We start from the raw sequence: 14,789 nt of genomic DNA, 5'->3' as shown, positions 1-14,789 counted from the left end.
GCGATGCAGACTGCGCTGCACGCGCCGTCAGTCAACCCCTAGCCTGCCGCCCGGACGATCTCCGCCCAAGCCGCTTCGTCGATCACCTCGATGCCAAGCGCCGCGGCCTGCTTCAGTTTCGAACCGGCTCCCGGTCCGGCGACGACAAGGTCGGTCTTGGCGCTGACGGAACCGGCAGCCTTGGCGCCCAACCGTTCGGCCTGGGCCTTGGCCTCGTCGCGGCTCATAGTTTCGAGCTTGCCGGTGAACACAACCGTCTTGCCCGATACTTCGCTGGCCTTCGTCTCGACCACGAATGGGGGCGGCGAGACTTCGGACAGGAGGTCATCCCACACTGCAAGATTGTGAGGTTCATGGAAGAAATCGCCCAGCGCCTCGATCACCGCGGGGCCGATCCCGTCGATGGAGGTAAGTTCCGCACGCGCATCGGCATCGCCGCCATGCGCTCTTTGCGCGGTCTCGCGCAGCGCTGGCAGAGTGGCGAACCGCTTGAGCAGATCACGCGCGGTCACTGCGCCGACATGGCGGATGCCGAGGCCGAACAGAAGCCGCGCGGCGTCGGGCTGGCGCTTCGCCTCGATCGCGGCGAGCAGGTTGTCGACCGACTTTTCCTTCCAACCTTCGCGCTCAAGAATGGCATCACGGCGGCGGCGCAGGCGGAAGATATCTGCCGGGCTTTCCAGCCAACCGAGAGCAAAGAACTCTTCGATGGTCTTCTCGCCCAGCCCTTCGATATCGAGCGCGGCGCGGCTGACAAAATGCTTGAGCCGTTCCGTCCGCTGCGCCGGGCAGATCAGCCCGCCGGTGCACCGCACATCGACCTCGCCTTCCTCGGCAACCGCCTCACTGGCGCATTCGGGACAATGGTCGGGGAATGCAAATGCGGTGCGGACTTCCTCGCGAGTCAGGTTCTCGACCACTTGCGGAATGACGTCGCCGGCGCGCTGCAGGACTACCCGGTCCCCCACCCGCAAGCCGAGGCGGCCAATCTCGTTGCGGTTGTGCAGCGTTACATTCTGCACCACGACCCCGCCGACAGTCACCGGCTTGAGCCGTCCGACCGGCGTCAGTTTACCGGTCCGGCCGACCTGAATGTCAATCGACTCGAGCGTTGTCTCGGCGCGTTCGGCAGGAAACTTGTGCGCCAAACCCCAGCGCGGCGCCTTGGCCACAAAGCCCAGCCGGCCCTGCCAGTCGAGCCGGTCCACCTTGTAGACCACGCCGTCGATATCATACGGCAGGTCCGCCCGGGCCTTTTCGATGCTGCGGTAATGATGCAGCATATGTGCAGCATTTTCGCAGCGGATCAGCAACCGTGAAACCGGTACGCCCCATTCCGCGATGCGCCGCATCATGGCGAACTGGCTGTCCGCCGGTACCTCGCTTGCTGCACCCCAGCCGTGCGCAAGGAACCGCAAGGGCCGGCTGGCGGTGATGCGAGCGTCCTTCTGTCTCAGCGAACCAGCCGCCGCATTGCGAGGGTTGGCGAAAAGCTTGCCGCCGGCTGCCTCCTGCGCCGCGTTCAGGGCAACGAAGTCGGCCTTTGCCATGTAAACCTCACCCCGCATCTCGAAGACAGCGGGCACGTCGCCGATGAGTTGCTGCGGAATGTCTGCGATCATCGCGACATTGGCGGTCACGTCCTCGCCCACCTGCCCGTCACCGCGCGTGGCAGCCCGCACCAGCTTGCCGCCTTCGTAGCGCAGCGAACAGGACAGGCCATCGATCTTGTCCTCGGCGGTCATCGCCACTACGGCATCCTCGGGCAGGTTTAGAAAACGCCGCACCCGCGCGACAAATTCCTCTACCTCAACATCGGAGAACGCATTGTCGAGGCTCATCATGCGAACCTCATGCGCCACTTTCGACAACGGCGAGGCGGCAACGTCATGGCCAACCAGCCTGCTTGGACTGTCATCCCGAACAAGGTGCGGGAACGCGGTTTCAAGCTCGGCATTGCGCCGGACCAGCGCGTCATAGTCGGCGTCGGAAATCTCCGGCGCATCCTCGGCATGATACCGCCGGTTATGATGCGCGATGGCCTTGGCCAGGCGCATCAGTTCATTGGCGGCTTCAGCTTCGGAGGCCGGCATCACACCCCCTCCAGCAAACGATCCGCCTGCGCCCTCGCCTCTGGCGTGACCTCTGCTCCCGACAGCATGCGTGCAATTTCTTCCTGCCGGCCCGCCTGATCGAGCAAGCCAACCGAGGTGCGTGTCACCGTGCCTTCGCTCGATTTGGCGATGACGTAGTGCGTCTTGCCGCGCGCAGCGACTTGCGGCGAATGCGTGACGGCGAGCAACTGCCCTCCTGCCGCCAGTCGCGCCAAGCGATCGCCGATCGCGCTGGCAACCGCGCCGCCAACGCCGCGGTCGATCTCGTCGAAGATCACCGTCGCCGCGCCGCCTTCTTCTGCCAGCGCAACCTTCAGCGCGAGGATGAAACGCGAAAGTTCGCCGCCTGAGGCGATCTTGCCGAGCGGGGCGAAATCGGCGCCGGGGTTGGTGGCGATAAGGAATTCGACCGCATCCATGCCGCCCGGTCCCCAGCGATCTTCAGGCAGGCGCAAAATCTGCGTCTTGAACCGCGCTGCATCGAGCTTGAGCGGTGCAAGTTCGGCCGCAACCGCCTTGTCCAGCCGCTGCGAGGCCTCATAGCGAGTGATCGACAGGGTTTCCGCAAGCGCCTGATAATGGAGCCCGGCTTCGTGGGCGCGCGCGACAAGCTCGCCGAGTTCCGCCTCGCCGCCCTCGATGGCATCCAGCGTGGCGCGCATGTCGCGCGCCTTGGCCGGAAGGTCATCGACCTGGCAATTGTGCTTGCGGGCGGCAGCTCGCAGTTCGAACAGCCGCGTCTCGATCCGGTCGAGCATGGCGGGGTCATGGGTGAGAGCCTCGGCAGCACGGTTGAGCCGGTCTTCGGCCTCGCTCGCTTCGATCACTGCACGGTCCAGCGCAGCTAGCGCTTCGGCGAGCAGCGGATGTTCGGTGGCGATGCGGTCCAGCCGCCGCGCTGCGCCGCGAAGGGAGGCGAGCGCGGAATCGGAACCGGCCCACAGATGCTGCAGTTCGCCAAGGTCACCGGACAGGCGCTCCCCCTTTTGCATGGTCGCGCGCGCCTCGGCCAGTTCGGCCTCCTCGCCTTCCTCCGGTGACAGCGCGGTCAGTTCGGCGAGGAATGACAGAAGCAGGTCGCGATCTGTGCTGGCCTGTTCGATGGATGCGCGGGCTTGTGCCAGCGCGTCTTCCGCCAGCCGCCATGCCCGCCATGCTGCTTCTACGCCGACGACATCACCGCGAGCATAGCGATCGAGCAGTGCGCGGTGACCTCGCGCATTCACCAGTCCGCGATCATCGTGCTGGCCATGAAGTTCAACCAGGGAGGCCGAAATTTCGCGCAGCAAGGCAACGCCCACCGGCTGGTCGTTGATCGAAGCTTTTGATCCGCCATCGGCCTTGACCTGCCGCTTGATGACCAGCGCTTCTCCCGGTTCGATCTCGATATCCGCGTCGCCCAGCACGGCGGAGACGGCGGGCGGCAATGCGCTGAATTCAAAGCTTGCAGCCACGCTCGCCTTGTCTTCGCCAGCACGCACCAGTCCGGAATCGGCACGGTCGCCCAGCACCAGGCCCAAGGCATCAAGCAGGATCGATTTGCCCGCACCGGTTTCCCCCGTGAGCACACCAAGCCCGCGAGAGAAATCAAGGTCCAGCGCCTCGATCAGAACGATGTTACGGATGGAAAGCCGGGTAAGCATGGACGCCCAATTGCCAGAACAAAACGGGTTCTAGCGGCAAATTGTCCGCCCCGCAAAGGCAACCGCGCAATTCTCCCCGCAAGACCGCTTTTGGCTGGACGAATTCAACAAGAAGGGGGCCGACGTCGCCGCCGGCCCCCTGCCCGTCACTCGCCTTTCGGCAACCGGTCAAAACGAGAACTTGATAGTGCCGCCCCAGGTCCGCTGATCTCCCGCGGTGCCCGCGATGAGGCCGGTATTACCGGGGGCAACCTGCAAGAGGTCGATGTATTCGACGTCGAAGGCATTGCGCACCCAGCCGAACACATCGAAGCCATCGCCACGGAAACCGGCGCGGAAGTTGGTCAGCGCATAGCCTTCGACCTTGGTGTAGATCGACGGCGAGGCGTTCGAGTTCCAGTCCGAGCGGTAATTGCCATCAACGCCGAGATAGACCTGACCTTCCTTGCCCAGCAGGTTCGCGGGCTGGTTGAGCTCTGCCCCATAGGAGAAGGCAAACTTCGACACGCCCGGCAACTGCTGACCTGAAATGTTGCACGAACGGGGGCTCAACGATCCGGGAACGCCTGCAGGCCCTGAGGTTTGGCTGCCGTCTGCCGCCACGAATGTACCGCCAGAAAGTTCAGGCGGGCACGGCGCATTGCTGAACTTGACGTACTTGGCATCGGTATAGGCCGCATTGGCATAGGCGGTAAACCGGTCGCTCGGCCGGATCTTGAAGTCCGCTTCGATACCGGCCGACCGGACTTTCTCCGCATTGGCGAGATAGCCGCGCACCGTGCCGAACTGGCCGCCGTTGACCGTGGCCTGAAAGTCCCGGATCTCGGTGAGGAAAGCGCTCAGGTTGAAGGTTGCGCGGCGGTCCCAGAACTGGGTCTTGATGCCCACTTCAAAGTGATTGACCGATTCCGGTTTCACCGTGCTGGCGGTCAGATCAGGCACGTTTGCCGTGGTCAGCGGCAGGCCGTTCTGGTTGATGCCCAGCGTCTTGAAGCTCTTGGCGTAGGTCGCATAGACCAGAACATCGGGTGCAACCTTGTAGTTCACGTTGATGTCATAACTGAAGTTCCACTTGCTCGCCTTGGGCGAAGTGGTCTGCGGCTGGTAGACACCGCACTGCGCGGCGAGCGCCGTGCCCGCTGCCGGAGCCGGGGTGCAACTGATGACCGTGCCTGCACCGGTGGTGACCACACGCTGATAGAAGCCTTCCTTCTTGTCATAGTTCAGACGCAGGCCCGGCTGGATCGTCAGGGCATCAGTCAGCTTGTAGCTGGCCTGTCCGTAAAGCGCCGCGCTATCGCTCTTCAGGTACTGCGTGTTGTTGGCCGTCAGCCCCGAAAGGATGCTGGGATCTGCAGCCTGCGCGCCCGTCAGGCTCCAGCGGCTCGCGTCAGAGCCTTGCCGTTCGAGACCCTGGGTATCGATCCGCTGCTTGAAGCCGAACAGGCCAACTACGAAGTCGAGCTTGTCACCCTCGTAATTGTAGCGGAATTCCTGGCTGTACTGGTCCTGCTGCGATGGATTGTTCGATGCCGAGACGATCGAAAGCCCCGAGAAATCGCGGTCGTTTTGCGGCTTCCAATCCCAGAACCGCCATGCGGTGATCGATGTGAAGGTGCCCGCGCCGACATTCCACTTCACTCGCGCCGAAGCGCCGCCAATGATGTTGCCGGCCTGAAGCGGCGCGTCGATGTCGGTCAGGCGGTCATAGACGTTGCGGCTGGGGACGGCGTAGTTGCGTCCGGGAGTCGCCGCATTGATCGCCGCGACAAGGGCATCATACTGCCGGCTGAGCGCGCGCTGTGTCGGCCCGACACGAACGAACGAGGTGCCGCAGCAATAGGCATCCTGGCGGCTGTAATCGCCCGAAAGCGTAATGCTGAGGTCTTCGCTGGGTTTGAACAGCAATTGGCCGCGCAGGCCGATATTGTCCTGCTCGTTGATCCAGCGCTTGGTCGTCACGTTGTAGATCGTACCGCGCCGGCTGGTCGAAGCAATCGCGATGCGGGCTGCCACGGTGTCTGACAGCGGACCCGAAATGGCCGCCTTGGCCTGCTTGTAATCAAGGTTGCCAAGGGTCAGTTCCGCCCGGCCTTCGAATTCGAAAGTCGGCTGGTTGGTCGTGATGTTGATCGCACCGGCCGTCGTGTTCTTGCCGTACAGCGTGCCCTGCGGGCCGCGCAGCACTTCGACTTGCTGAACGTCGAGGAAGTCGAACGTCGCAGCAGCAACGCGCGAATTGTAGACATCGTCGACATAGATGCCGACGCCCTGCTCGAAGCCGTCGCTGGTAAGGCCGAAGGGAACGCCCAGCCCGCGGATATTGACCGAGGTATTGCGCGGGTTGGAGGTGTAGACCTGAAGCGTCGGCGCAAGCTGTGGCAGCTTGGTGACGTTGAAGTTGCCGGTCGATTCAATCGAATCTCCGCGAATCACAGATATGGCGAGCGGGACGGCCTGCGCCGTTTCCTGCCGTCGGCGCGCGGTGACAATGATAACATCGCCGCGGCTGAGGTTCTCATCTTCTGCCTGTGCAGCTTGCCCCGTGCCGTCGCCTTCGGCGCCAGCAGCAACGGGAGCGATTGTCGAAGTAAATTGTGCGAAAGCGGGCGCTGCCCAAAGCGCACCAAGTGAAGTCGCGGCCAACAGGCCGCAGCGGACGAACGAATGCATTTCCAATCCTTTGGTAAGGGAATGGATGCATCCGGCGGTCCGGTCTGCATCAGGGGGATAGCTGGTCACGGCCTGATGAAAGCCGCCCAGCCGGGGAGAGTGTGTCAGGAGAAGCGGCGGCGCTCGGTCACGTCGAGCTGGACAACCCGGCCATCATGGACGGTCAGCTCGATTGCCCCGTAGCGCAGCTTGGATACGGCTTCGGCAACGGCATCCAGCGCCGTTGTCCCATTGCCCGGGCTATGAGCCGGACCTTTGCTGCGATCATCACGGTTCGAATCCATCGCGTGCCTCCTATGCCCGCGATGATAACTCTACTGATTGACTAGACAATAGGAGATTCGCTTGTCGTCGATGAAGCGAAACTTCTTTGCGACGAAGTTTGCTACGCCCTCAGGCGGGTGTCGGCTCTTCCGGGAATGGCGGTTCGACCACGATCTCATCGGCAAGGGTTACCTTGTCGAGCATGGCGGCCATTTCATCCCGCAGAGTCAGCATCAATCCGCGCAGGCGGCACTCGGCTTCGGGCAGGCAGTTCTGGCAATGCTCGTAGGCATTGCGCGCGGCGCAGGGGACGAGGGCGAGACTGCCGCGCGTCAGGCGAATGATGTCGCCATACCGGATATCGACGGGTGCCAGGGCCAATTCATACCCGCCATCCCGGCCTCGGTGAGAAATCACCAGACCTTCGCGCACCATTTCCGATAAAATTACGGTCAGGAATTTGCGCGGGATATTCTGCTTTTCCGCGATCGTATCGAGCCGCACCGGCCCCTGTTGCCAGGTGTCCGACAAGTGCTGGAGAGCACGGATCGTGTAACGGGTCTTCTGCGAAAGCATGGACGTACAAAACGCCCGAAGATCTTACATGTCAACCATTGCGGTAGAAAACCTGCCCGCCCCGTTTCAGCTGGCTGACGTACCCGGTGCGTGCTTCTGCATCAGCTTGTAGGCGCGGTCGTACCATTCGCTGCCCGGGTAGTTCGCACCCAGCACGGCAGCGGCCTTCTGCGCCTCACCCGGCAGGCCGAGCACGAGGTTGGTTTCCACCATGCGGAACAGCGCTTCGGGCGTGTGCGAGGTGGTCTGATACTTGTCGATGACTTCGCGGAAGCGCAGCTGCGCGGCAAGCCACTTGCCCGACCGTTCATAGAATCGGCCGATTTCCATTTCCTTGCCGGCCAGGTGATCTTTGACAAGGTCAAGCTTCAGCTGGGCATCGACGGCATAGCGCGTCGCGGGGAAACGGCGAACAACTTCGTTCATCGCGTCGAGCGCCTGAGTCGTCGCCTTCTGGTCGCGCGTCACGTCGCTGATCTGTTCGTAATAGCACAGCGCGATCAGGTAATAGGCGTAAGGCGCGTCCTTGTTGCCCGGGTGGATCGACAGGAAGCGCTGCGCCGCCTGGATCGACTTCGCGTAATCGCGGCCGGCGTAATAGGAAAACGCGCTCATCAACTGAGCACGGCGCGCCCAAGGCGAGTACGGATGCTGGCGCTCAACCTCGTCAAACAGCACGGCTGCCACGCGGCTGTCCCCGCGATCGAGCTGGTCCTTGGCCGCCGCATAGAGCGTTTCCACATCGCGGGCGACATAGGCCGTATCGCGATTCTTGCGGGTCCCCCCGCAGCCGGAAGTGAGCAGCACGCCGCCAGCGGCGAATGCGAGAACAGCGAGCTTGATCGGCGATTGCTTGAACATGGCCGGGTCTATAGCCACCACGCGCCTGAACGCCAAGTGAAAGCGAAAGCCTTTTTCCCCCGGCCAGTTGCGCAGATTGCAGGTTGATGAAACACACCCGCAAACCATTTCCATAAAGCGCCCTAGGGGGAGCCCCAGATGCACGAAAGCCGCGCTGGCGGCGCGGCTTTCGGGAAAGGCTGTGCGGATCGCGGCCCGGCTCATGGCGAGGGCCTGTGATAACAGGTCATGGCGCGCAGTTTGACAGGTGCGGACGATGTAGGAAAATGATTCCACTCCCTGACCAGCTAAATTCCTGCTTCCGATTTACTTGCTATCCTTGAGATTCGCCCGCTTGAACACCCTGCAAATACATGCAGTTAACCCGTTTCGGCATGGCTGTTAGTCTATAAGTTCAGTCAGATTTAGCAGAACCTGAAAATGCCATTTACCGGATTACACAGCGTCTTGCCAATATCACTCGCGGCATTGGTGTCGGCAATACCGACTACGGCATTTGCGCAGGAATTGAAAATCAGTCCCGAAGAAACACGTAATTATATCGTCTCAACGCTGTCTTCGCCAACTCTAATCACGACCTCGTATTATAACCGTCCCGGCCGTTGGGTTGTCTGCCAGACGGCGCAGGCCATGAGCGACTGCGTTTGCGATTTGACGATCGAAGCTAAGCCTTCACAGTTCAGCCTGGGCGTCAAAGCTGGAGAAAAGGTTCGTCCTGTTTCGCCAGAGCAAATGGCACAATTTGCCCAAGTAGCGATCGCGGCGGCGGAACCCTTGCCTCCGATTGCCATTCGTTGGAACAAGGTTGCCCGAAGCCGTAAAACAGCGGTCCAGAACCAGCTCGAATCGTCCTACCAAACGCAGACCTGGGCATCCCTGTTTGGCGAAGGTCGTACGCTCACCTTCGGGTTGCAGGGTCGGCGCTGGTCCCTGTTTGCGATGTATGCGGACCTGTTCAATGCCCACTGCAGCCAGAAGGACCTCCAGTTTTGAAAACGCGGCTGGCCTTCATCGCCTTGGCTGCAGCGGTTCAGCCTGCCTCGGCAAATCAAATTCTCTCCGCCGAAGCCTATTTTGCAGAGGTCTTGGTCAATCGGCCGAACTGGTCGATCCGGTCGGATTCCGTTGAAGTACAGACTTCGGATTGGCAAAGGGTTTCCTGGCTCTCCTATGGGGCAGTTGACGTAAAAACCCAGAACTGCGCCACGCGGATAGAGGCCACGGCTGCACTTTACGTTGTGAAGGGCGAGGCCAAGTTCCCTCCGTTTGGCCGCAATCAATTGCAACAGCTTGAGCGGCAGGCAGGCCGCTCAGCCCCGCCGTTCCTGATCGATTGGCGAGGAGCCAGCGTTTACTGGAACTTGTCCGTCGACGGATCGGTGGGCACCGGAGGAGACCCGCTAATCAGGATCAAGAAGGCCGGGAAACCGACAATTTCCCTGGTCAAGTCCCCTGCCTCTACAGATTCTGCGCATATGGTCCGGGCAATTCAAAGGATTGCCGGCATATGCGGAGGAAAGGTCGTGCGAGTTTTATGATCTTTCAATCGAAGAGACGGCTCCTTTCAGTCACAATCGCAATCGGCCTCGCCGTTGCCGGCGCACTCTTGTTGGTGCTGCCCTGTGGATCCCTCCTAGCGCAGAATATCGGGTTTTGTGGACAGTGCGAATGCATGTCCCCCTCTGAAGCAGCCCAATGCCGCGACGATGACCGCCGCTCGCGCCTCACCCCTGCGCAACGTGCGGAAGAAGACGCCCTTCGTGCGCACGAACGTGCGCGTCAGGCGGAACTGGCCCGGGCGCGCGCCGAAGCGACTCGCCAAGCCGAGGCCGCGCGCAAGGCTGAGGCGTTGAGGCTTGAACGCGCACGACTTGACCGGGAAGCACGCGCAAAGGCGGCGCGTACGCAAAAGATAAGCGCGATTGCGGCTTCGACGGGAGGAGATCAAAAAGCCGCGGCCGAATTACTCGAGACAAAATCGCGGATAGAAGCGGAACTTCGCAAAGAGCGTAAGGAATGCCCTGCGCAAACCGTCAGCCGCTCCGTGACCGGAACCGGCAAGACCCTCGCAAGCACACAGTCCAGTCTTGCTCGATTGGCGGGAGCCGGAACGATTGCAGCCTGGGGTGCGAACGGAAACCTCGTTTCTGCAGGCGCCATGCAATGTAGTCCCAACATGCCGATCGCATTTCGTCCCAAAGTCGGAAAATATCTGGGATGCGTTGATGAAGGACAGGCCGCCAAGCTGTTCGGCTGGGTACCCGGCACTGGTTATCCTGCACTCACGCCTTCCAGCCACAGCTGCCCTTCCGCGCTCCAGTGTTCGGTGCCAAAGTGCCCGCCAGCGCAAGGATCACGCGTAACCGGTCAGTGACCGCGCAGAACAGAACCAACCGTCCCCACGTTATCCCCTCCCCCCGCTTGACCCCCACCTTGCAACACAGAATACCTTCCCGCCCAAGAGGGGGAGCCGCACGCATGGGCCAGCAGACAGCAGCGCCAGCCGGACCAATAACCGCCAACCGCCGCGTGCTGGCTGCCGCGATGATCGGGTCGACGATCGAGTATTATGACTTCTTCATCTTCGGCACCGCCGCCGCGCTGGTGTTCGGGCCGCTGTTCTTTCCGGCGCAGGATCAGGCGGCGCAGACGCTGTTTTCGCTGATGACCTTTGGCCTCGCTTTTGTCGCGCGGCCGCTGGGGGCGGTGTTGTTCGGGCATTTTGGTGACCGGGTAGGCCGCAAGGTCACGCTGGTCTGCGCGCTGTTGCTGATGGGCGTTTCGACCACGGCGATCGCCTTTCTGCCGAGTTATGCGCAGGTCGGCTGGATCGCGCCGGCCCTGCTCTGCCTGCTGCGCTTCGGACAAGGGCTGGGCATTGGCGGCGAGTGGGGCGGCGCGGCCTTGCTCGCGGTGGAGAATGCTCCGCCCGGCTGGCGCGCGCGCTTTGGTGCGGCGCCGCAGCTGGGGGCGCCGATCGGCCTCGTCATGGCCAACGGGCTGTTCCTGCTGCTCGGCGCATTGCTTTCAAAAGAGGATTTCCTGGGCTGGGGTTGGCGGCTGCCGTTCCTGCTATCCTCGGCGCTGGTCTTGCTCGGCCTGTGGGTGCGGCTGCGGATATCGGAGACGCCGGAGTTTCAGGCGGCGATGGCGAAAAGCCATCCGGCTTCGGTCCCGCTCGCCACGCTGTTTGCCGAGCGCCCGCGCGCGCTGATCTGGGGGAGCGCCGGGGCCATCGCGACCTTTGCGGCGTTCTATCTTTCCACCTCTTTCGCGCTGACGCTGGCGACAACCCAGTTTGGCTATGACCGGCAATCGTTCCTGACGGTGCAGTTCATCACACCGTTCTTCTACGCCGCCGGTATTCTGGCCGGTGCGAGCAAGGCGGACCGGACCAGTCCCGGCGTGCCGGTGGCGCGCGGGGCGCTGTTGCTGGCGGTCTGCGGCTTTGCCTATGGCCCGGCGCTGTCGCTGGGGTCGCTGCCCTTTGCCGGCGTAGTACTGTGCATCACGATGCTGGTGCTGGGCTATAACAACGGTACGCTTGGCCCGTGGCTCGCCAGCCTGTTCCCGGTGCGGCTGCGCTATACCGGGACCGGCCTGACCTTCAATTTCGGCGGCATGATCGGCGGCGCGCTGCTTCCGCTGGTGGCAGCGCAGATCATCGCTGCCGGCTATCCCAACTGGACCGGATCTCTGCTCGTGCTGGGCGGCCTTGCTACCTGGCTCGGCGTGCGACTCGCCCGGCCCGTATCTCCAAACGAGGACCTTACCCGTGACGAACAACCCATCGGAATTTGAAGAGCTGCTGGCGACCACGCGCTATCTGAAGGACCGGCAGGACATCCTTGACGTGATACAGCGCGAAACGCGCGGGCGTGACCGCCAGGACGAGGACCTGATCGCCGCCTGCTGGTGGCCCGATGGCATCGACGAGCATGGCCCGATCATCGCCAAGGCACCCGACTATCCCGCGCGCGCCAATGCCGGCCACGCGCGGTTCTTTTCCGCGACGATGCACAACATCACCACCCACACCTGCGAGATCGACGGCAATACCGCGCACAGCGAAACCTATGTGATCGGCACGATGCTCTCGCCCGACAAGCAGGAGATGAAGGTCGCTCCGGGGCGCTATTTCGACCGGCTGGAAAAGCGCGATGGCGAATGGCGGATCCTCTATCGCCGCTGCACGGTGGAAATGTCGATGGATGGCTCCTCCGCATGGGTGAACGGCCCGATGTGCAAGGGCTTCCTGCGCTCGGTGTGGAGCAAGGAAGACAAGAGCTATCAGCGGCCGATCGAAGTGGGCGATGATGGGGAGCGGTGGTGACCTAAGGCCACCCCCTGCCGACTTCGTCACCCTGAACTTGTTTTACCGATGGTGACTGACGTTCAGGATGACGGTCGAATTGTTGTTGGGCGAAGCTCCCGTATCACCCCAGCACAAATTCCGTCCGACCCATCGGCGCGCCCGGCACCGGCGCGCGGGTGCGGTAGATGGCGGAATTCTGATCCGTAATCGGCGTGCCATCGGCCAGTTTCTGGGCATCGGCGGGATCGACGATGCACACATAAAGGTCGCTCATGTCAGGCCCGCCGAAACGCACGTTCGTGCAGGCAGGGCCTGGCAGCTCCAGCCGGGCGACTTCTTCGCCAGTGGGCGTGAGGCAGATCAGTTCGCCGCTGGCAAAGCCGCTGATCCAGGCGTTGCCTTCCACATCGAGCGCCATGCCGTCGCAATCGGGCATGTCCAGCAAGGTCTGCATTTCTCCGAGCGCGAAGTCCGGGCCGACCGGAAAGGCGCGGGTGGCGACGAAGCTTTCGTTGAACAGCAAGATAGTACCACTCGCATCGAGGCTGAGGCCGTTGGCAAAGACCATGCCTTCCTTGAGCACGCGGCAAGTGCCGTCGCGGGCAAGATGGCGGATGGACGAAGGGCCGGGCGTTTCCCCGCGAAGGATCGCCGGCAGGTCGATCGTGCCGAAGAACATTCCTCCCTGCCCGTCCGCGCGCATCTCGTTGACGCCATCGTCGACAGTAACAAGCGTGCCTTTGGCGTCGGTGGCGGGGTTGACCCATTCGATGCCGCCGCCGCCGGCGACCAGCAGGGCACCGTCACTGTTCTGCAGCAGGCCGCCCACCATCGTGCGCTCGGGCAGGACCGTCTGGCCGGTGGCGAGGTTGTGCACCCCGCCGCGCGTGACATCGGTGTACCACAGGTTTTCGCCATCGATCAGCAGACCCTCGAAATAGGCCCCGCGGATCAGTTCCTTGAAATCAGACAAGAGCAGGTTCCTTCATGTCGTTCAGTTCGGGCCGCGGGCGCGGCAGGCTGGCGAGGAGCAGGCTGGACAGGCCCATCATCACCAGTGTGGACATGAGGAACGGGTCATAGCTCGTCCACACGTCGAACACGCGCGAGGCCGCAAGCGGGCCGAAAGCCGTGCCGACCGACAGCGCGGCGAGGATGCCGCCATAGAGCCCGCCGAAGTTCCTCAGCCCGAAGTACCGTGTGGTCAGGTAAACCAGCACGTCGACCTCCGCCCCCAGCGTGAAGCCGATGAACGCAGCGGCCAGCGCCACGCTCATCCCGCTGCCGCCGCCGAACAACAGGATCGCGCAGGCAATGCCGGGCAGCAGAAAGGCCACCGCGCCGACCAGCGATGCGCGCAGGCGGTCAAGCATGAAGCCCGTCACAATGCGTCCGGGGATCGAGAACCATCCGATCAGCGAGGCCAGCCCCGCCGCCTCCAGCGCGGTGAAGCCATAGCCCTTGAGGATCAGCGGAAAGTGGACGTTGAGGCCGATCATGGCAAAGGTGAACAACAGCGCGACGATCAGCAGGCGCAGGAAGATCGTCGTCTTCAGACCGTCCATCAGCGACATGCCCGGCAGCACCGGAGCGATCTTGCCCTCGGCAGCGGCGGCAGCAATCGCCTTCTTGTCGTCTTGCGCGCCCCGGAACAGGAAGATCACTATCGGCCATGCCACCGCGAGCCAGATCAGCGCCTCGATCCGCATGGCATCGCGCCAGCCATAGGCCTGGATCAGTTCGGTGCCGAGGAACGGGAAGACGATCAGCGCCACCGATGCGCCGCACAGCGTCACCGCCAGCGCTATCCCGCGCGAGGCGTGGAAGCGTGAGGCCACCGCGCTCGTCCAGATCGTCGCCTGAATCGGCAGCGAGGCGAGCGACATGACGATCCAGATCAGGTACCAGTTGGCCATGTCGCCGGTCGCGTTCGACAGGTTGGCAAAGGCGGCGCAGGTCAGCACCACACCGATGATCGCCAGCTTGCGCGGCCCGAAGCGGTCAACCGCCATGCCGATCGGGATCGCGCAGAGCGCCTGAATCACGGTCGAGAGCGTCAGGCCCACCGTGGTCGCCGTGCGGCTCCAGCCGAACTCCTTGGAAATCGGCTCGATAAACACGCCGAGCCCGTAGATGTGGATCACGCAGGTCGCGTAACCCAGCGCCGCTGCTATCGGCAGCAAGCCGTATCGCCGCCATTCGGCAAGTGCGCCGCCGGTGTTGCCGCTCATCTCTTCTCCCCGTCGCCCTGTTTTGCAGGCGAATGAACCGTTTGCATTGCCGACTGAGCGGCGCTGCGACCCGGACTATGGCAGCGCCGCAAGGCCGGTCAAGACGCCGCAA

13 protein-coding genes are annotated in these 14,789 nt (G+C 62.7%); 5 read left to right on the top strand and 8 right to left on the bottom strand.

Going from position 1 to position 14,789, the window contains the following annotated elements; genetic code table 11:
• Nucleotides 1–38: 38 nt before the first annotated feature.
• The 6 genes from ligA to WG900_RS00830 form a co-directional block, all read right to left on the bottom strand.
• Nucleotides 39–2,093 carry an NAD-dependent DNA ligase LigA gene (gene ligA / locus WG900_RS00855; RefSeq protein WP_339964010.1) on the bottom strand — a complete coding sequence of 685 codons (2,055 nt, stop codon included), beginning with the start codon at nucleotides 2,091–2,093 and terminating at the stop codon, nucleotides 39–41.
• Entirely contained in the window at nucleotides 2,093–3,757 is a 1,665-nt protein-coding gene (gene recN / locus WG900_RS00850) for a DNA repair protein RecN (protein WP_339964009.1), read from the bottom strand. The genes ligA and recN overlap by 1 nt, the downstream gene beginning before the upstream one ends.
• Nucleotides 3,758–3,925: 168 nt before the next feature.
• A complete protein-coding gene (locus tag WG900_RS00845) occupies nucleotides 3,926–6,430 on the bottom strand; it encodes a TonB-dependent receptor (protein ID WP_339964008.1) in 2,505 nt (834 codons plus the stop codon).
• Between the two features lie 104 nt (nucleotides 6,431–6,534).
• A complete protein-coding gene (locus WG900_RS00840; RefSeq protein ID WP_339964007.1) occupies nucleotides 6,535–6,714 on the bottom strand; it encodes a YezD family protein in 180 nt (59 codons plus the stop codon).
• 109 nt (nucleotides 6,715–6,823) lie between these two features.
• Nucleotides 6,824–7,270 carry an RrF2 family transcriptional regulator gene (locus WG900_RS00835; protein ID WP_339964006.1) on the bottom strand — a complete coding sequence of 149 codons (447 nt, stop codon included), beginning with the start codon at nucleotides 7,268–7,270 and terminating at the stop codon, nucleotides 6,824–6,826.
• 66 nt (nucleotides 7,271–7,336) lie between these two features.
• Nucleotides 7,337–8,131: an outer membrane protein assembly factor BamD gene (locus WG900_RS00830; RefSeq protein WP_339964005.1), complete on the bottom strand. Its 795-nt coding sequence runs from the start codon at nucleotides 8,129–8,131 to the stop codon at nucleotides 7,337–7,339.
• Nucleotides 8,132–8,551: 420 nt separating this feature from the next.
• Between WG900_RS00830 and WG900_RS00825 the strand changes: the two genes are divergently transcribed.
• The 5 genes from WG900_RS00825 to WG900_RS00805 all read left to right on the top strand — a co-directional run bounded on the left by WG900_RS00825 (nucleotide 8,552) and on the right by WG900_RS00805 (nucleotide 12,464).
• Nucleotides 8,552–9,124 carry a hypothetical protein gene (locus WG900_RS00825; protein ID WP_339964004.1) on the top strand — a complete coding sequence of 191 codons (573 nt, stop codon included), beginning with the start codon at nucleotides 8,552–8,554 and terminating at the stop codon, nucleotides 9,122–9,124.
• A complete protein-coding gene (locus tag WG900_RS00820; RefSeq protein ID WP_339964002.1) occupies nucleotides 9,121–9,669 on the top strand; it encodes a hypothetical protein in 549 nt (182 codons plus the stop codon). Before WG900_RS00825 ends, WG900_RS00820 begins: the two co-directional genes overlap by 4 nt.
• On the top strand, nucleotides 9,666–10,505 hold the full coding sequence (locus WG900_RS00815) for a hypothetical protein (protein WP_339964001.1): 840 nt from the start codon (nucleotides 9,666–9,668) through the stop codon (nucleotides 10,503–10,505). The genes WG900_RS00820 and WG900_RS00815 overlap by 4 nt, the downstream gene beginning before the upstream one ends.
• A gap of 104 nt (nucleotides 10,506–10,609) precedes the next feature.
• On the top strand, nucleotides 10,610–11,932 hold the full coding sequence (locus WG900_RS00810; protein ID WP_339963999.1) for an MFS transporter: 1,323 nt from the start codon (nucleotides 10,610–10,612) through the stop codon (nucleotides 11,930–11,932).
• Nucleotides 11,907–12,464 carry a nuclear transport factor 2 family protein gene (locus WG900_RS00805; RefSeq protein WP_339963998.1) on the top strand — a complete coding sequence of 186 codons (558 nt, stop codon included), beginning with the start codon at nucleotides 11,907–11,909 and terminating at the stop codon, nucleotides 12,462–12,464. Before WG900_RS00810 ends, WG900_RS00805 begins: the two co-directional genes overlap by 26 nt.
• Before the next feature lie 103 nt (nucleotides 12,465–12,567).
• Here the strand turns inward: WG900_RS00805 and WG900_RS00800 are convergent, their stop codons facing one another.
• Together WG900_RS00800 and WG900_RS00795 are read right to left on the bottom strand one after the other, a co-directional pair.
• Nucleotides 12,568–13,419: an SMP-30/gluconolactonase/LRE family protein gene (locus WG900_RS00800; protein WP_339963996.1), complete on the bottom strand. Its 852-nt coding sequence runs from the start codon at nucleotides 13,417–13,419 to the stop codon at nucleotides 12,568–12,570.
• The gene (locus WG900_RS00795; RefSeq protein WP_339963994.1) at nucleotides 13,412–14,677 is read right to left on the bottom strand and encodes an MFS transporter; all 1,266 of its coding nucleotides are present in this window, start codon (nucleotides 14,675–14,677) and stop codon (nucleotides 13,412–13,414) included. The genes WG900_RS00800 and WG900_RS00795 overlap by 8 nt, the downstream gene beginning before the upstream one ends.
• Between the last annotated feature and the right edge of the window lie 112 nt (nucleotides 14,678–14,789).

The sequence above is a fragment of the Novosphingobium aquae genome, from assembly GCF_037572715.1.
GTDB lineage: Bacteria > Pseudomonadota > Alphaproteobacteria > Sphingomonadales > Sphingomonadaceae > Novosphingobium > Novosphingobium aquae.
This window is presented reverse-complemented; position numbering and strand designations above follow the sequence as displayed.

Excerpts from the sequence above, each read along its gene's own strand:
- recN (WP_339964009.1), bottom strand. The coding sequence starts at position 3,757 with ATGCTTACCCGGCTTTCCATCCGTAACATCGTTCTGATCGAGGCGCTG.
- WG900_RS00835 (WP_339964006.1), bottom strand. The coding sequence starts at position 7,270 with ATGCTTTCGCAGAAGACCCGTTACACGATCCGTGCTCTCCAGCACTTG.
- WG900_RS00810 (WP_339963999.1), top strand. The coding sequence starts at position 10,610 with ATGGGCCAGCAGACAGCAGCGCCAGCCGGACCAATAACCGCCAACCGC.
- ligA (WP_339964010.1), bottom strand. The coding sequence starts at position 2,093 with ATGCCGGCCTCCGAAGCTGAAGCCGCCAATGAACTGATGCGCCTGGCC.
- WG900_RS00845 (WP_339964008.1), bottom strand. The coding sequence starts at position 6,430 with ATGCATTCGTTCGTCCGCTGCGGCCTGTTGGCCGCGACTTCACTTGGT.
- WG900_RS00815 (WP_339964001.1), top strand. The coding sequence starts at position 9,666 with ATGATCTTTCAATCGAAGAGACGGCTCCTTTCAGTCACAATCGCAATC.
- WG900_RS00840 (WP_339964007.1), bottom strand. The coding sequence starts at position 6,714 with ATGGATTCGAACCGTGATGATCGCAGCAAAGGTCCGGCTCATAGCCCG.
- WG900_RS00825 (WP_339964004.1), top strand. The coding sequence starts at position 8,552 with ATGCCATTTACCGGATTACACAGCGTCTTGCCAATATCACTCGCGGCA.
- WG900_RS00830 (WP_339964005.1), bottom strand. The coding sequence starts at position 8,131 with ATGTTCAAGCAATCGCCGATCAAGCTCGCTGTTCTCGCATTCGCCGCT.
- WG900_RS00795 (WP_339963994.1), bottom strand. The coding sequence starts at position 14,677 with ATGAGCGGCAACACCGGCGGCGCACTTGCCGAATGGCGGCGATACGGC.